We start from the raw sequence: 14,605 nt of genomic DNA on the forward strand, positions 1-14,605 counted from the left end.
TGTAAACACTGGTAATACCCGGTTTACAGACCTTTTTATATAAACTTTTTCTGTTGATTTATTGTAATCTTTCCTATTTTACGGCGCCTTAGTTAAAGACCGGAGCATAGGGAAAAAATTATACAAGCTTCACTCCAAGACCTTTTTGAATATAGGGCAAATATTTCATATGAGTCTCCTGCACCTGCCCAATGATATTTACCCTGTCTTCCCCGGGCAGGTCAATTCTGGCAATCTCAAGCTCACCCATATACCTTAAATAATTTTTATTGGAAATACAAATGCTTCCCTGATTCCTTATTTGTGCCTGATTCTCGTTCTCAGGCCTGATTTTCTGCTTATACTGTCTCGATTCCTGGGAACGGATGACGTACTCGCTGGAATCCGGCCTGTCATGATGAATGATGTCTTTTACATAATCATAGGAAGGAAGGATGTCTGCCTTAAGCTCTACATAATCATTGCTTAAGCATTGAATATCCTTCCAGTCCTGTTCTTCCACATCCACATCGCCGATCAGCACCACATCGCAGAAGCCCTCATAATAAAGCTCCAGCATGTTTAAAAGTACCTGGTCTTTCCTTCCCCTGTGCGCTTCCACTGTGGGAAGTCCTTCAAACAAAGGTCCTCTCAGTTCCAGATTCCCAGGCACAAAAGCCATGGTGGTAAAGCCAAGATACTTTAACCTCTGGTTCATTTCCTTTGTCTGCTTAAGGGACAGGGCAGTAAACTGCTTTGGATAAAAATTATGGCACGCTGCAAATCTGGTGAAATCAGCTCCATACCTTTTCCACTCCAAAAGCTCTTCCTCCATAATGGTGGAGGCATTAAATACCACATAAAAGTCTTTGGATATCTGTACCGTTTCTTTGGCATCAAAGCCGTAATCAAGGCGGACGTGGGTGATCCCAAGGTCCTTCAGCTCCGAGATATTGCTTGTTCCCAACTTTTCCAGGGTTTCCGGGCCCACATCCACAATGAGGTTTAACTGGCCTTCCCTGCATATCTCCAGCAGCCTTTGTACATCCCGGCGGTAATCCACTCCTGTTTCCTCCGGAATGTGGAGTGAAGTAAAGGCATACTTCACTCCGTTTTCCACCGCCTTTTTTATCAGGCGTTCATTCTTTTCCATTCCATTTGAAAAATATATTGAAATTCCTGTATTCATTTATTCTCCATATACTTCATTGATTCTGTCTTCATCCACTCCAAAGAAATAGGTCACCAGAAAGCCGCCTGCATAAGCGATGAGCATGGATACTATGTAGCCAATCTGCTGGCCTGGCTGAACGATCAGCAAGCCGAACAAACCGGATACTCCCTGGGAAACCGTACCAAGGTGCATAAGAGCTGCAACAGCTCCTCCAAAGCCTGCACCCACACAAGCGGTAATAAAGGACCTTCCAAGCGGCAGCGTCACTGCATACATCATGGGCTCTCCGATTCCAAGAATACCTACTGGGATGGAATCCCTTATATATCTCTTTAATTTTACGTTCTTTGTTTTCACATACAATGCAATACCGGCGCCCACCTGTCCGCCGCCTGCCATCATAAGGATTGGAAGGAGATAGTTGATTCCCTTTGTCGCGCCTGCAGGATCATTTAAAAGGGCATGAATAGGAGTCAGGGCCTGATGCAGGCCTACAGCCACCAGAGGAAGGAAGCCTGCGGATAAAATATAACCTCCGACAACGCCCATTTTTTCATATACAAAACTTAATATGGCAAAGATCACCTTTGTTAATCCTGCACCCAAAGGCTGGATTACCAGGAGTGCAATGATGCCTCCAATGATAAGCACTAAAAGAGGGCTTATAAAGGTATCAATAATGTCAGGCATACGCTTTCTGATGTTTTTTTCAAGAAAGGCGAAGAACGCGCCTGCAATCAGCGCAGCCAAAAGTCCGCCTGATGCCGGATTAAATACTGTATTGGTAATGGGAAGTAGTATCTGGGCATCGTTTACCGTAGCAAGCAAAGGCATCCCGGGATTTGCAATAGACATGGCTCCTGCAATGGCCCCAAGAACGCCTGAACCGCCGAATTCCTTAGCCGCATTGTATCCCACCAGAATGGGCAGGTAGGCAAACAGAGCCCAGCCCATGGTCCGGATGCATTGATACCACCATACTCCTAAAAGGCTCCCGCCGGTAGAAACATTGATAACATTACAAATACCGTTGATCAGACCTGCAGCAATGATGCCGGGAAGCAGAGCCACGAAAATATTGGAGATCTTCTTTAAAAACCTCTGGACCGGCTTATCATATTTCGCTTTTTGAAGAGCCTTGTTCTCCTTTGCAACCTCATTGATATCCTGCTCCGTACCATTTTCCGCCTGGCCCTTTGCAAGTCCTGTAAGCATGTAAAATTCGTCCAATACCTTGTTTACTTTTCCCGGACCAAATACAATCTGGATGGTGTCGCTTTCCACCACTCCAAGAACTCCCTCTACCTTTTTCACACCTTCAATATCAGCTTTGGATGTATCTCTTAAGCCGACACGAAGCCTTGTCATGCAGGCAGCATTGGAAGTTATGTTCGCTTTTCCCCCAAGCAGCGTTAATAATTGTTCACTGATTTGCTTGTAATTCACGATAATCCTCCTTTAATAATTTTATTTAAATTACACTTAAAAAGAATCCTTAAAACTCCTTTCTTTTTATCTCAAAGCCTCTCGGATCTTCCCTCCGGCTTGTGATAACTTTTGTCTTGCTTCCTCCGGTCCGCAATCCAGTAAAATCATGGCAACAGCAGTTTTAACATGCCCCTCTGCCTGGCTTAATACTCTTTCAGCCTCTTCTCTGCTGCATCCGGTGGCCGTCATCAGGATATTCTGGGACCTTACCACCAGCTTTTCATTGCTCTGCTTTACATCCACCATAAGGTTTTCATAAGCTTTCCCGATCCCCACCATGCTTCCTGTTGAGATCATATTGAGGATCATCTTCTGTGCCGTTCCGGCCTTTAATCTGGTGGAACCTGTTAATACCTCAGGTCCTGTCACCGGTTCAATGGCAAGCTGTGCTGTTTTTCCTATATCAGATCCTTTGTTACATGCAATGGCCGCGGTTCGGCAGCCCATTTTATTTGCATAATCAAGGCCGTAGATTACATAGGGCGTTCTGCCTGATGCCGCCAGGCCGATCACAATATCCTTTGAAGTCAGGCCGGCCGTCTTTAGATCTTCCTCGCATAAGTTCTCACTGTCCTCGGCTCCTTCTACAGCCTCTACAAAGGCTTTTTCTCCGCCCGCGATCAAGCCTACCACCATCTCCCTGGGGACCCCGAAGGTGGGCGGGCATTCCACTGCATCCAACACTCCCAGACGCCCGGAGGTTCCTGCACCGATGTAAATGATACGGCCTCCTGCATTCAGACTCTCTGCCGCCCATTCAATCGCCGTCGCAACCTGAGGGAGCACTTCCTCTACGGCTTTTACCGCTTTTTCATCTTCCTTGTTCATGACAGCAGCAATTTCAAGTGGCGTCATTTCATCCAGATTCATGGTATCCGGATTACGGGATTCTGTTGTCAGCACTGATAAATCAATCATGCTCTGTACTTCCTTTCTTCTGTATATAATTTTTTGAAAATTTGCTCATACAGGTTTCATAATTTCTATTAACATAAGCAGTAAAAAAAATGTCTATTACATTTAATTGTGAAATACGGGATGACATGGCGCCGCTTCGGTGTATCAGCTCTGTTGCCGCAACAGGAAGAACGAAATCCGCTTCCAAGGCCAGTTCCGATTCCACCGCCCTTGTTATGGCAATCACCTTTGCTCCGTTTCCTTTTGCTTCCTTTACACATTGAAGGATCTCTTCCGTAAGCCCGGAATAGCTGATGGCAATGGCCAGATCGCCTTTTTTTAAGTTTCTGGCGGCCAGCAGCTGTGTATGCCAGTCATCGCAGACATTGCACAGCACATCAGCCCTTAAGAGCTTCAAGTACAAATCTCTTGCCGCTAAAAGGGAGGTTCCCAGCCCGAACAGAGTGACGCTTCTGCTGTTTTCCAAGAGCTTTACACATTCTGTCACAACCTTTGGCTCAATCAGCTTCTGAGTGGTTTCCAGGGATTCAATATTTTTCTTTGTGACCTTATAAATAATGTCTTCCATGGAATCTTCCCGCGTGATCTTCTGAAACGCAATGTTCCTGCTCTCCTGAAATAAGGCCACCTCATAGGCCAGGGTGTTCTGAAAATCCTTATACCCCTTACAGCCCAGCTTTTTGCAAAGCCTCACAACCGTTGCCGGGGAAGTATAGGTTTCTTTGGCAATCTCCTTAATACTTTTTCTGAGGACTGATTCGGGATGTTTATGAAGTCTCTTTATCAGCTCTTTTTCTGCTTCTCCCGCATTTTGGATATAGCTGTCAATCCTTACAAGTAAACCTTTCATACATTTCTTCTCCTTTCTGTAAAGCCAGAAGAAATTTACATATTTTTTACCTATTTACATTCTAGCTTTGTTGTATTATTTTTTCAATATACTTGATAGTTTATGAAACTTTTTTTCATAATATGATGTTTTAGCACATAAGGAAAAAGCAGATGCCGTCATGATTTTTAACAGCATCTGCTTTTGCAGTTTATGTTTTTGTTGTTTAATCCCAAACAGGAATCCGGTCATTCACATCGGCCATAAGCAACCAAAGGATCTCCTTTTTGAACCCCCAGGGTGGTAGTATGATACCAGACAACACCATTCAAACCGGCGGTGTATTCCCGGATCAGCCGTCCGTCTAAATCCCATAGCTGACCCAGCAGCATCCCTCTTTGGACATTCTGGTTCGGTGCGATGCAGGGCTGCCAGAAACCGTCGGCTTCCGCCTCCTCATAGACCGCTTCCACCCCTTCCAGCTGGCCCGGATTTGGCTGAGCCGTATCTCTCATTTTCAAATAACCCATCAGCCGTGTTAAGCAAACCTGGCACAGAGCCACTTCTTCCTCCCTCCATCGGCCGCCCCCTCCGATTTCCAGAAGAAATGACGGGATCCCCCGTTTGGCTGCGTAGCTGTACAGCCCGTTGCCTGAGGTGGACCGTACCCGGTAGGTTACCGGCAAATGCATGGCTGCCTCCCGGGTGCGGGTGCTGACATGCTCCTCCACAGCGGCCGGGAAAAATATCAGGGGCGTAAGGGCCTCGTTAATATCGCCTCCATGGAGATCCACAAGAAAGTCTGCCAAAGGATATATTTCCTGCTCAATGACATAAGCCATCTGCTGGCTGACGGTACCAAAGCGGTCCCCCGGAAAGACCCGGTTTAAGTTCTTCCCATCCTCGGGTACAATCTGTTTTTTTCCATGATAAAAACCGGATTGGTTTACCAGCGGCAGCATAATAAGCCGCCCCCGAAAGGTTGCAGGATCAATGTGCTCATAAAACCGGCGCACCGCCTGAATGCCCACAAATTCACATCCGTGAACACCGGCGGTCACCACCAGCGTGGGGCCGCTTTCTTTCCCGCAGACCACCCAAACCGGAATGTCTGTTCCCGGCATTACCGGAAGCAGTGTTTTATTCTTTTCGCCTGGCTGAAAAGCAAGGTTACAAAACAGCATTAAGAAACCTCCTCAAAGTCAATGATGGAAGACAGCAGCTTTTGGGCATAGCTGTCCTGCACTCCTGCGATTTCCGCCACTTCACACTGTTCTGTTATCTGTCCCTGATACAGGAACAGTACCCGGTCACACAGATAAGTGATGGCTGTGAGATCATGAGTGATAAACACATAGGTCAGGCCATAACGGTCTTTCAGCTCCACCAGCAGATCCATGATCTGCACCTGAGTGTGGGCATCCAGAGAACTGATGGCCTCATCCAGCAAAATGACCTTGGGCCGGCAGGCGATGGCTCTGGCGATGCATACCCGCTGAAGCTGTCCGCCGGAAAGCTGATGGGGATAGCGGGAGGCATAGCTGCCATCTAAGCCCACCTGCTCCAGCAGGGCCGTGACCTCTTCTGAAATATCAAGTCTTTTGCCTGTGCGGCGCTGATAGACCATCAGCCCTTCGGCAATGATATCCCTCACATGAAAGCGGGGATTCGCAGAAGTGGTGTAGTCCTGGAACACGACACTGATGGATTCCTGTAACGCCCGGCGGCCGCTTTTGGTGCGATAGATATCCTGGCCGCGAAACAAAACCTGCCCCTTATCCGGCTTCAGCAAACCGCACAATACCCGGCCGGCAGTGGATTTTCCGCTGCCGCTCTCTCCCAGCACACCCAGGCAGCACCCCTCCGGAACAGTCAGAGATACATGATAAAGCACCTGCTGCCGCTTGGTACGGAGCAGGGTATCCTGCCTCTCACTGCGGAAGCTGACATTAACATCGCGTAGTTCAAGCATAGATCACCTCTCCTTTCTGGAGCGCGGTGCGGTATTTTCCCATGACCGCCGCCCTCTTTTCAATGAGCAGACGGGTATACGGATCTGCCGGGTGGTGTAGAACCTGGCGGAAACTGCCTTGATCCGCCACTTTACCCTGATTTAAAACCAAAAGCTTGTCCGCCACACAGGAGATAGCTCCCAGATCGTGGGAAATGAATATCATTGCCGTACCGTGTTCACACTTGATTTTCCGGAACTCCTCCATGACCGCGTACTGGGTGATGGCGTCAATGGCTGTCGTCGGTTCATCTGCAATGAGCAGGGCGGGCTTTAAAGCCATAGCCAGGCCGATCATGATGCGCTGAAGCATACCTCCGGAAAGCTGGTGGGGATATTTTTCCAGCACCAGGGCAGGATCCCGGATCTGCATGGTATGGAGGATTTCTTCAGACCGTGTGTAAATCTCATCCTTGCTCCAGTCCGTATGCACCGCCAGAGTTTCTGCCAGCTGATAGCCGATCCTGTACAGCGGGTCAAAGCAGGTCATGGGATTTTGCAGCACCATGGCAATCTCTTTCCCGCGCAGCTGCCGCAGGGCTTCCCCGCTCTGATCCAGCAGATTCTTTCCCTGATACAGAACTTTGCCTGATACTGCAAAATCATCGTCCAGCAATCCGAGGATCGCTTTGGCTGTCATACTTTTTCCGCTGCCGCTCTCTCCCAGAATTCCCAGACATTCTCCTTTCCGGACAGAACAACTGATATTTTCCAGTATCATCTGGGAGTCTTTCCTCTTCCTTAGGGAAACAGAAAGGCCGGATACCTCTAAAATTATGTTCATACTGCCGCCTCCCTTGGATCCAGCACATCCCGCAGGGCATCACCCAGCAGATTAAATGCAGTTACCAGAATAACAATGGCAATGCCGGGCGCCAGCATCTGCACCGGATTGGTAGTGAGTACATTTTTTGCCTCATTGAGCATTGCCCCCCACTCCGGAGTGGGTGCCTGGACCCCAAGGCCAAGAAAGGATAAGGTAGAAATATTAATGATTGCCCAGCCGATGTCCAGTGATGCCAGCACCGCCATTTCTGAGGCAATGCTGGGCAGCAGATGCCGCCCCAGAATAAAGCTCTCCCGGTTGCCGATGCACCGGGAAAAGAGAACAAAATTCCGGTCCCGGTACTTCAAGACTCCGGTACGGATCATACGGGCATACCAGGCCCATTTAATAAAGACATTAGCTAAAATGACATTGCGTACATCCACTCCAAGGAGAGCGACCACGGCAAACACCATGATCTGGCTGGGAAAGGACAGCATCACATCCACCACCCGCATGATAAGCTCGTCTGTCCATCCCCGAAAGTAACCGGCCAAAAGGCCCATCAGGGCGCCGAGCCCGATGGTCCCCAGCATGGTCAGCACCGCAAGTCCCAGGGTAGGCCGGATACCATAAAGCATACGGGATAAAACACAGCGTCCCAAATGGTCGGTGCCAAGAGGATAACCGGCGCTGAAGGCCGCAAATTTATTAAGAATGTCCGTTTCATAGGGATCATGGGGTGCAATGACAGGGGCCATAAGGCCCAGCAGGGCAACTGCCGCCACCACCAGAGTGGTCAGGACCGCCACCTTGTTTCCAAGGAATTTTTTCATCATGGTCAGGCCACCTCGTTTCTCAGACGCGGGTCTGCCAGCGTCTGCAGGATATCGAACAGGAGATTAAAAACCACAAACAACACCCCGATGAGCAGCACATAGGCCTGAATAACCGGATAATCCCGGTTAAAGATGGAAGTGATGCAAAGGGTGCCAAGTCCCGGCCACGCAAATACGTTTTCCACTACAATCGTGCCGGCAATCAGCTGGGGAATGCTCATACCAATGGCTACAATACAGGTATGCAGAGAATTTTTCAGGATGTGCCTGGTGAGAATCGACCTTTGGGTCAGTCCCCGCACATTGGCGTAAAGCACGTAATCTTCTCTCATATTTTCCAGCATATTGTTGCGGATCAGACGGATATAGGTGGAAATATAGGTCAGCGATACGGTGAACGCCGGTAGAATCAAATGCTTCCAGGTACCGCTTCCGCTGGTGGGCAGAAGATCCAGCCTGATGGACACAAACCACATCAGAAGCAGACCCACCCAATAAGCCGGCATGGCAGTGGTCATAAAGATAAAACCCCGGGTCAGACGGTCAAACCAGCTGTCCTTATAAACCGCGCAGAGAAATCCCACGGGGAGACTCAGCAGGATGACCAGTACCAGTGACGCGCCTGCCAGCATCAGGGTGGCAGGCAGACATCGCAGCAATTCCCCTGCCACCGTGCGGGAGGGATTGGTATAGCTGATGCCAAAGTCCAGCCGCAGGCATTCCAGAAGCCAGTCAGCATAACGCACCAGATAAGGTTTGTCCAGTCCCAGCTCTGCCCGTACCTCTGCAATGGCCTCCTCTGTAATGACCGGTACCTGACGTACACGGAGAGCAACCTCCGCAGGATCAGAGGGAATTAAATTAATAAATACAAAGCAGATAAACGAAATACACAGAAGCAGCGGGATGGCCGCCAGGATTCGTTTGATGACATAATGCTTCATAGGCTTCTCCTTTTTCAAAAGAAAGGTGATCCTTGTTTCTCATGTTTTAGTAATACATATCTGCGAAAGGAACCTCATACTGAGTCTGAGTGAAGCCTACCCCCTTCAGATCGGTGCGGTAAATAGCCTTATTGCACTCAAAGGTCAGAGGAATGTACACCGCATCCTCGTGAAGGCGGGTGAGCACGAAGCTGTACAGCTCCTGCCGTTTCTCTTCATCGGTAGAAATCAGAATATTGGTGATCGCTTCATCAATCTCAGCCTTGTCATGAAGACCTTGCTGAGCAGCGTAGTCGCCGTATACAGGGGCGCGCATGGCTGCCAGGGAGGACTGAGGATCATAAGGTGTGCCCCAGCAGATGTTAAACACCATGTCAAAGTGACCGGCCTTCATGTTATCACGGTAGGACTGCTCCTCCTGGCCGGTGATATCAATTTTGATTCCCAGCTTGGCGTATTCAGCCTGCAGATACTCTGCAATGGATTTTTCAGTCACACTGTCACTGTTATACAGCAGAGCCAGCGTCATCTTCTTACCGTCCTTTTCCCGGATGCCATCAGTTCCCAGGATCCAGCCTGCATCCGTAAGCATTTGTCCGGCAGCCTCCGTATCATATGCATAGGGTTTCAGGTTTACATCACAATAGGGAATGGTGGTGGAGTACAGGGTGTCGGCAGGCTGCTCCAAACCGTAGAAAATACCGTCAGAGATGGCCTGCCGGTTGGTGGCGTGCTGCAAAGCCTGACGCACGGCAGTGTCGGATAAGATGCTGTTGGCGGTATTTAAAACGATATGTCTGGTGGAGGTGGGATCAGATAAGGACACCTTAAATTTCTCACTGTCCACATACTTATTGACTGCGTCGGCATCGATCATGTTCTTGCCGAAGATTAAATCGATCTCACCTTTTTCCAAAGCCAAAATCCGGGTCTGGTTGTCGGGAATCACCTTGACCGTGATTTTCTTAATGGCAGGCTGTTCCCCCCAATAATTCTCATTGGCCTCAAATATTGCGTATTCATCGGTTACAAAATCGCTCAGAACATAAGGCCCTGTTCCTATGTAGGCTTCCACACCGTCCTTGGTGCTGCCATCCTTCATGGCTGCCGGAGAGATCATGGCAAAGGGACGGGTAACTCCAAGTTCCGTAAGCATGGGATAATATGGCTCAGACAATTGGATCACAAAAGTATTATTATCAGGAGCGGAGACCCCTACCAGCAGATTCATCATCTCCAGCCATGTATGGCGATCCTTGTTTTCAAGAATGGCATTGAAGTTTGCTAAAATGGCGTTGGCATCACAGGCCGTTCCGTCAGAGAAAGTTACACCCTCCCGGATTTTGAAAGTATAAACCTTTCCATCCTCGCTGATCTCCCAGCTTTCTGCCAGACAGCCTTCATAACCAGCCTCCGTAATATTTACAAGACTTTCATAAAGCATCTCCTGTGCATACATCTCACCGGCGTACAAGTGAGGATTTAAATCACGGATATCCCGGTAATTGACAAAAACCAGTTCCTCTTTTTTTCCGTCCGATACCACAGAATCATTGGGGGTATTTGTTGAAACTTCAGGCGCAGCCTTGCCGCTGCAGCCAGTCATCAGCGATATAAACAGTGCCCCTGTCAGGAGCAGGGCTCCAAAACGATGTTTTTTCATAATATTCTCCTCACGTCTCATTTGAAATAGTTTTAGCAGGAAATATTATACATCGGTTAGGCTTATCTAACCAGTGACCAAAAAAGCAGGCTGCGTTATTCCAATATGTTATAACGCAGCCTGAAAGTTTTGTAAAAATTTTCGCGCAATAGGAGAAAGCTCATGCCCCTGCTCGTAAACATACCCAATGGACAAAAAGGGTTCACAGTTTCGGATTGGCAGCATCCGGATATCATACTGCTCGTACTTGGAACACATAAAGTTAATGCTGAGACTGCATACGTCTGTATGCAACAGGAGGTCAATGGTCAGGTGATCGCTGTTGGTAAGTGCAGCATAATGCAGCTGTTCCGTGCTGATGGTTCCAAGACTCACCTGCTCAAGATGATGTTCCATGGAAAAATATTCTTGTGTTCCCCTGACAAAACGCAGATTTCCAAGCTCGGAAATATCGATGGAATCCCGTTGATACATGGGATGATGGGGACCAACATAGATACAAGCTTCTTTGATATCCAATTCCTGATATTCCAGCTTTTTATGGGCAATGATGTGGCGGAATGCCTGTAACTGCTTTTGCGCCACATACAGGATTCCAATCTCAGCCTCCCCGCACCCCACCTGACTTGTGATTTCCTCCACAGATCCCTGCTGGTGCCGCATGACAAGCTCCGCATTCTCCTTGCACAAGTCCACAAGAATGTGAGCAATCATATTGCTGGGGTAAGAGGACAGGGACAGGGCCGCAGGAGCATTGAATTTATTGAGGCTCTTCATAACAGAGAGATTCTTTACAATATTTTGTGCGTATGTAAGCGTGGATTTCCCTTTTTCTGTCAGGCGAAGTCCCTTGCTCGTACGCTCAAATACCGTGTAGCCCAGTTCCTTTTCCAATGCTGAGATCGCCTTGCTGACATTCGGCTGGGATGTGAATAATGCTTCCGCCGCCTTGTTAAGGCTTCCGCGTTCACAAGCCACAAGAAAATATTCCAGCTGCTTTAATTCCATACTCTCTCCTTTTCATATAAAACAAAATCAATTATAATCGGTTAGTAAAAGCTAACCATTATTGTATTAGAATCATACCAGTTTGTCAATGATGAGACCCCCGATCATTCTTAGACTTTACCTATTTTTCTTTGCATTCTTCAGCCTTCCTGATTTAATTATCCCTTTCATACGGTTACTTCCCTTCCAGCCTGTTTTTAACACATTAAAACCGCCTTTAAAATATTTTTAAAGGCGGTTTTAATGCTAAAAGGCCGATATTCACTGCATACCGTTACGGCATGATTTTTTTATTCCTGCTATTATTTCTCCAATGATCTCCACCGGAAGTTTGGAACCACATCAGACCATTTCTCAATTCCTATGATGGATTTGGCGAATTCCGTTGATTCCAGGGTATATTTCTTTTTATCAATATCCCGGAACACCTGCCAGATCTTACGGCGTTTTGTTGCTACAATATCGTCTCCCCTGTTCATGTTACATTCCCAAAGTCCAAAGGATAAGCCGCTCCTCACCTCCAGAGGGGCATCCACCTGGCGGCTTAAGATGTAAGCGTCAATATAAGGATTGCTGTCAACCATGTAATAGGAATAAGCATAAGCAGCTGCCTGAATCTGGGCCACATTGCCCCTTGTCTGGCTGGTGGCCGTAAAGCCCTGCTCTGTCAGAATGATGTGACGCACATGGCCGGCAGGAGATTTTAATGGATCCTGAGCCATGTAATCCGTCAGAGTGGTAAGGTTTTTAAAGTTAATGACAGGAGAGTTATAATCATTGGTGATCAGTCCGGTCTGGTCATCATCCCAGAATTCCGGCTCCGTCATGGGGCAGGGATAGGGATGATAGGATAAGCCCCAATCCATCTGTCCCTGTTCATTGGCAATGGAGTTAAAAGTATCTACGATGGCTCTTCCGCCGTATTTCAGCTTATTATCGATCTCATTGTTCCAGTTGTAGTCCAGGGAATAATACACCCTGTCATTGGCGCTGGTACTCTTGATGGCTGTATAAAAGATCCGGAAGGCATCCTGGTAAGCCTGCACATAGCTGGTAATATCCTTTTCTCCCATGTAATTCCACTGCTGGTTGTTGATCTCATTTCCAACGATCCAGTTGGATATCTTTCCGTGGTTTGGATTGGAACCATTGTACCGCTCCGCTAAAAAGGAGGCAATAGCCCTCGTCTGGTCAAGCCCTTCCTGGGTGGCCGGATTGAACATATAGTAAAATGCATTGGCATTTTTCTTTGTTCCAGGGTAGATTAAGTTCGGTGTGGCATCATTCCAGCCATTTAAAATAATGGCGGTTACCGTCATTCCTTTCCCGGACAGTGCGCTGATGGTCTCATCGTAGCTTGTGATGGCATTTTTATCGAAATGGTAGGTCTTTCCATCGTACTGGTAATCAATTCCCTGGCCCAGGATCTGATGGAAAGAAATATTGGTTGCAACGTGCTTCACCCCTAATTCAAAGGCATCTCCCAGCATGTTCAGCTGGATATTCAAGCCCTTCTTGGTAAGGGGATCATTAAATGGCTGGGTGTTGGCCGCAACCATCTCAGGATTTGTAATATAATGAGGTTTGCTGATTTCAATATATTTCGTTCCATCCCAAACTGCAATGACGAATTTGCTGTAAAGTCTGTCCTCAGCCGTATTGCGGTTTAACGGAAACGTAAAGCTGACCTTGCCTCCCGGCGCTGAAGAAGCCGCGTAATCCGTTCTGCCGTCCAGATTATTCTGGTATGGCTGCAGTTCTACCAGATAGAGGACGCCATCCGTTCCCGTCATATCGGCATTGATTTCTGCCTGAACTGTCACGCTGTTCTTATCAGAATTGATCAGGCAGGACTGAATCGCCGCCTGTACTGCTGCGGCTGCAGCTGTGTCTGCGGCTGTATCTGCATCTGCCAATGAAACAAAGGCAGAAGCGCAGCATAAAAATGCAGCGGTTAAAAATCCGGTCACGGTTCTGCCTATTTTTCTTTCCTTCATTTTCGCATCCCTCCATGTTGTCTTAATCAGGTTCTTTACAATGATAACCAATTTTCCTGCTTTTTACAATAACGTTTTTATTACGTATTTGTAAAAAAACCTTAAGGACCGTACGCTTCAACGCATTAAAATGCTGCAAATACGGGATATTTCAAAGAAGGCCAAATGAATATGTGAACCTAAAAAAGGTAACCAAACTCTGTATATAATGCTTGACATATGATAAATCACCTGATAAACTGATAATCGAATTACCGATAATCAGATTATCAGTATAACAGCAGGAGGTAAAACAGACAAATGTCCAAACCTGATCGTTCCATTGATCCGCGGATTCTAAGCAGCGCAAAAAAAGTATTTTTAACACATGGGTTTCAGAATGCATCCTTAAAGGAAATCTGCGAGGCTGCCGGAATCACCACGGGTGCCCTGTATAAGCGGTACAAAGGAAAGGAAGCCTTGTTTAACGCAGTGGTGGCGGAGACGGTTGCAGCACTTGATGATTTTATTGAACAGCGATGCAAGGTAGAAGCCAGCTCCCTGTCCGATGACGCATTGGTAAAGGCGTGGGATATGGACGAAGAAAACACGTTGGATTATTTCCGGTTCTTCCATGAATACCGCGACGGTTTTATTCTGCTCTTAACATGTGCGGAGGGAACGGCCCATTCCAACTTTCAGCATGACTGGGTTGAGAAAATGACTGAAAAGACTTATGAGTATTTCCTGGAAGCACAAAAACGGGGGCTGACCCGCACAAACACCTCCATTGAGGAGTTTCATATCCTGCTTTCTGCATTCTGGACGACAATTTATGAGCCGTTTATCCACGATTTTACATGGGAACAGATAGAATCCCATAACAAACTCATCTGCGGCCTGTTTAACTGGCGCCAGGTTTTGGGGTTTTAACGCCCCGCAGCCCCTCCTGCGGAGGGGTTCCTGTTTATCTGTTAGTTAGTTTTAACTAACTTATATAAAATATAAAG

13 protein-coding genes are annotated in these 14,605 nt (G+C 47.5%); 1 reads left to right on the forward strand and 12 read right to left on the reverse strand.

The features are described from left to right. Positions 1–118 precede the first annotated feature (118 nt). The 12 genes from K401_RS0104960 to K401_RS32740 all read right to left on the reverse strand — a co-directional run bounded on the left by K401_RS0104960 (position 119) and on the right by K401_RS32740 (position 13,616). On the reverse strand, positions 119–1,168 hold the full coding sequence (locus tag K401_RS0104960; protein ID WP_024291921.1) for a MupG family TIM beta-alpha barrel fold protein: 1,050 nt from the start codon (positions 1,166–1,168) through the stop codon (positions 119–121). Next, complete coding sequence (locus K401_RS0104965; protein ID WP_034619907.1) at positions 1,169–2,599, reverse strand: PTS transporter subunit EIIC; 1,431 nt, start codon at positions 2,597–2,599, stop codon at positions 1,169–1,171. 66 nt (positions 2,600–2,665) lie between these two features. Next, positions 2,666–3,559: an N-acetylmuramic acid 6-phosphate etherase gene (gene murQ / locus K401_RS0104970; RefSeq protein WP_024291923.1), complete on the reverse strand. Its 894-nt coding sequence runs from the start codon at positions 3,557–3,559 to the stop codon at positions 2,666–2,668. Continuing rightward, complete coding sequence (locus K401_RS0104975) at positions 3,552–4,409, reverse strand: MurR/RpiR family transcriptional regulator (RefSeq protein ID WP_024291924.1); 858 nt, start codon at positions 4,407–4,409, stop codon at positions 3,552–3,554. The genes murQ and K401_RS0104975 overlap by 8 nt, the downstream gene beginning before the upstream one ends. A gap of 227 nt (positions 4,410–4,636) precedes the next feature. Continuing rightward, positions 4,637–5,572 carry a M14 family metallopeptidase gene (locus K401_RS0104985; RefSeq protein ID WP_024291925.1) on the reverse strand — a complete coding sequence of 312 codons (936 nt, stop codon included), beginning with the start codon at positions 5,570–5,572 and terminating at the stop codon, positions 4,637–4,639. After that, positions 5,572–6,360, reverse strand: coding sequence for an ABC transporter ATP-binding protein (locus K401_RS0104990; protein WP_024291926.1), 789 nt, complete (start codon positions 6,358–6,360; stop codon positions 5,572–5,574). The genes K401_RS0104985 and K401_RS0104990 overlap by 1 nt, the downstream gene beginning before the upstream one ends. Beyond that, positions 6,353–7,183, reverse strand: coding sequence for an ABC transporter ATP-binding protein (locus tag K401_RS0104995; protein WP_024291927.1), 831 nt, complete (start codon positions 7,181–7,183; stop codon positions 6,353–6,355). Before K401_RS0104995 ends, K401_RS0104990 begins: the two co-directional genes overlap by 8 nt. Continuing rightward, positions 7,180–8,004, reverse strand: coding sequence for a nickel/cobalt ABC transporter permease (gene opp1C / locus K401_RS0105000; RefSeq protein WP_024291928.1), 825 nt, complete (start codon positions 8,002–8,004; stop codon positions 7,180–7,182). Before opp1C ends, K401_RS0104995 begins: the two co-directional genes overlap by 4 nt. 2 nt (positions 8,005–8,006) lie before the next feature. After that, the gene (opp1B, locus tag K401_RS0105005; protein WP_024291929.1) at positions 8,007–8,948 is read right to left on the reverse strand and encodes a nickel/cobalt ABC transporter permease; all 942 of its coding nucleotides are present in this window, start codon (positions 8,946–8,948) and stop codon (positions 8,007–8,009) included. 46 nt (positions 8,949–8,994) lie between these two features. Continuing rightward, positions 8,995–10,611 carry a nickel ABC transporter substrate-binding protein gene (nikA, locus tag K401_RS0105010; protein ID WP_024291930.1) on the reverse strand — a complete coding sequence of 539 codons (1,617 nt, stop codon included), beginning with the start codon at positions 10,609–10,611 and terminating at the stop codon, positions 8,995–8,997. Positions 10,612–10,719: 108 nt separating this feature from the next. Continuing rightward, the gene (locus tag K401_RS0105015) at positions 10,720–11,619 is read right to left on the reverse strand and encodes a LysR family transcriptional regulator (RefSeq protein ID WP_024291931.1); all 900 of its coding nucleotides are present in this window, start codon (positions 11,617–11,619) and stop codon (positions 10,720–10,722) included. 302 nt (positions 11,620–11,921) lie between these two features. Continuing rightward, the gene (locus K401_RS32740; RefSeq protein WP_024291932.1) at positions 11,922–13,616 is read right to left on the reverse strand and encodes a DUF5722 domain-containing protein; all 1,695 of its coding nucleotides are present in this window, start codon (positions 13,614–13,616) and stop codon (positions 11,922–11,924) included. A 300-nt stretch (positions 13,617–13,916) separates the two neighbouring features. On the opposite strand from K401_RS32740, the gene K401_RS0105030 reads away from it, so the two are divergent. Next, positions 13,917–14,528 (forward strand): TetR/AcrR family transcriptional regulator, encoded by a 612-nt coding sequence (locus K401_RS0105030; RefSeq protein WP_027352184.1) that lies wholly within the window; start codon positions 13,917–13,919, stop codon positions 14,526–14,528. The last annotated feature ends 77 nt before the right edge of the window (positions 14,529–14,605 follow it).

It is taken from the genome of Lacrimispora indolis DSM 755 (genome assembly GCF_000526995.1).
GTDB lineage: Bacteria > Bacillota > Clostridia > Lachnospirales > Lachnospiraceae > Lacrimispora > Lacrimispora indolis.

Bases quoted from the DNA above. Each gene is read 5' to 3' on its own strand.
- K401_RS0104995 (WP_024291927.1), bottom strand. From the start codon at position 7,183: ATGAACATAATTTTAGAGGTATCCGGCCTTTCTGTTTCCCTAAGGAAG.
- nikA (WP_024291930.1), bottom strand. From the start codon at position 10,611: ATGAAAAAACATCGTTTTGGAGCCCTGCTCCTGACAGGGGCACTGTTT.
- K401_RS0105030 (WP_027352184.1), top strand. From the start codon at position 13,917: ATGTCCAAACCTGATCGTTCCATTGATCCGCGGATTCTAAGCAGCGCA.
- K401_RS0105015 (WP_024291931.1), bottom strand. From the start codon at position 11,619: ATGGAATTAAAGCAGCTGGAATATTTTCTTGTGGCTTGTGAACGCGGA.
- murQ (WP_024291923.1), bottom strand. From the start codon at position 3,559: ATGATTGATTTATCAGTGCTGACAACAGAATCCCGTAATCCGGATACC.
- opp1C (WP_024291928.1), bottom strand. From the start codon at position 8,004: ATGATGAAAAAATTCCTTGGAAACAAGGTGGCGGTCCTGACCACTCTG.
- K401_RS32740 (WP_024291932.1), bottom strand. From the start codon at position 13,616: ATGAAGGAAAGAAAAATAGGCAGAACCGTGACCGGATTTTTAACCGCT.
- K401_RS0104960 (WP_024291921.1), bottom strand. From the start codon at position 1,168: ATGAATACAGGAATTTCAATATATTTTTCAAATGGAATGGAAAAGAAT.
- K401_RS0104985 (WP_024291925.1), bottom strand. From the start codon at position 5,572: ATGCTGTTTTGTAACCTTGCTTTTCAGCCAGGCGAAAAGAATAAAACA.
- K401_RS0104990 (WP_024291926.1), bottom strand. From the start codon at position 6,360: ATGCTTGAACTACGCGATGTTAATGTCAGCTTCCGCAGTGAGAGGCAG.
- K401_RS0104975 (WP_024291924.1), bottom strand. From the start codon at position 4,409: ATGAAAGGTTTACTTGTAAGGATTGACAGCTATATCCAAAATGCGGGA.
- opp1B (WP_024291929.1), bottom strand. From the start codon at position 8,948: ATGAAGCATTATGTCATCAAACGAATCCTGGCGGCCATCCCGCTGCTT.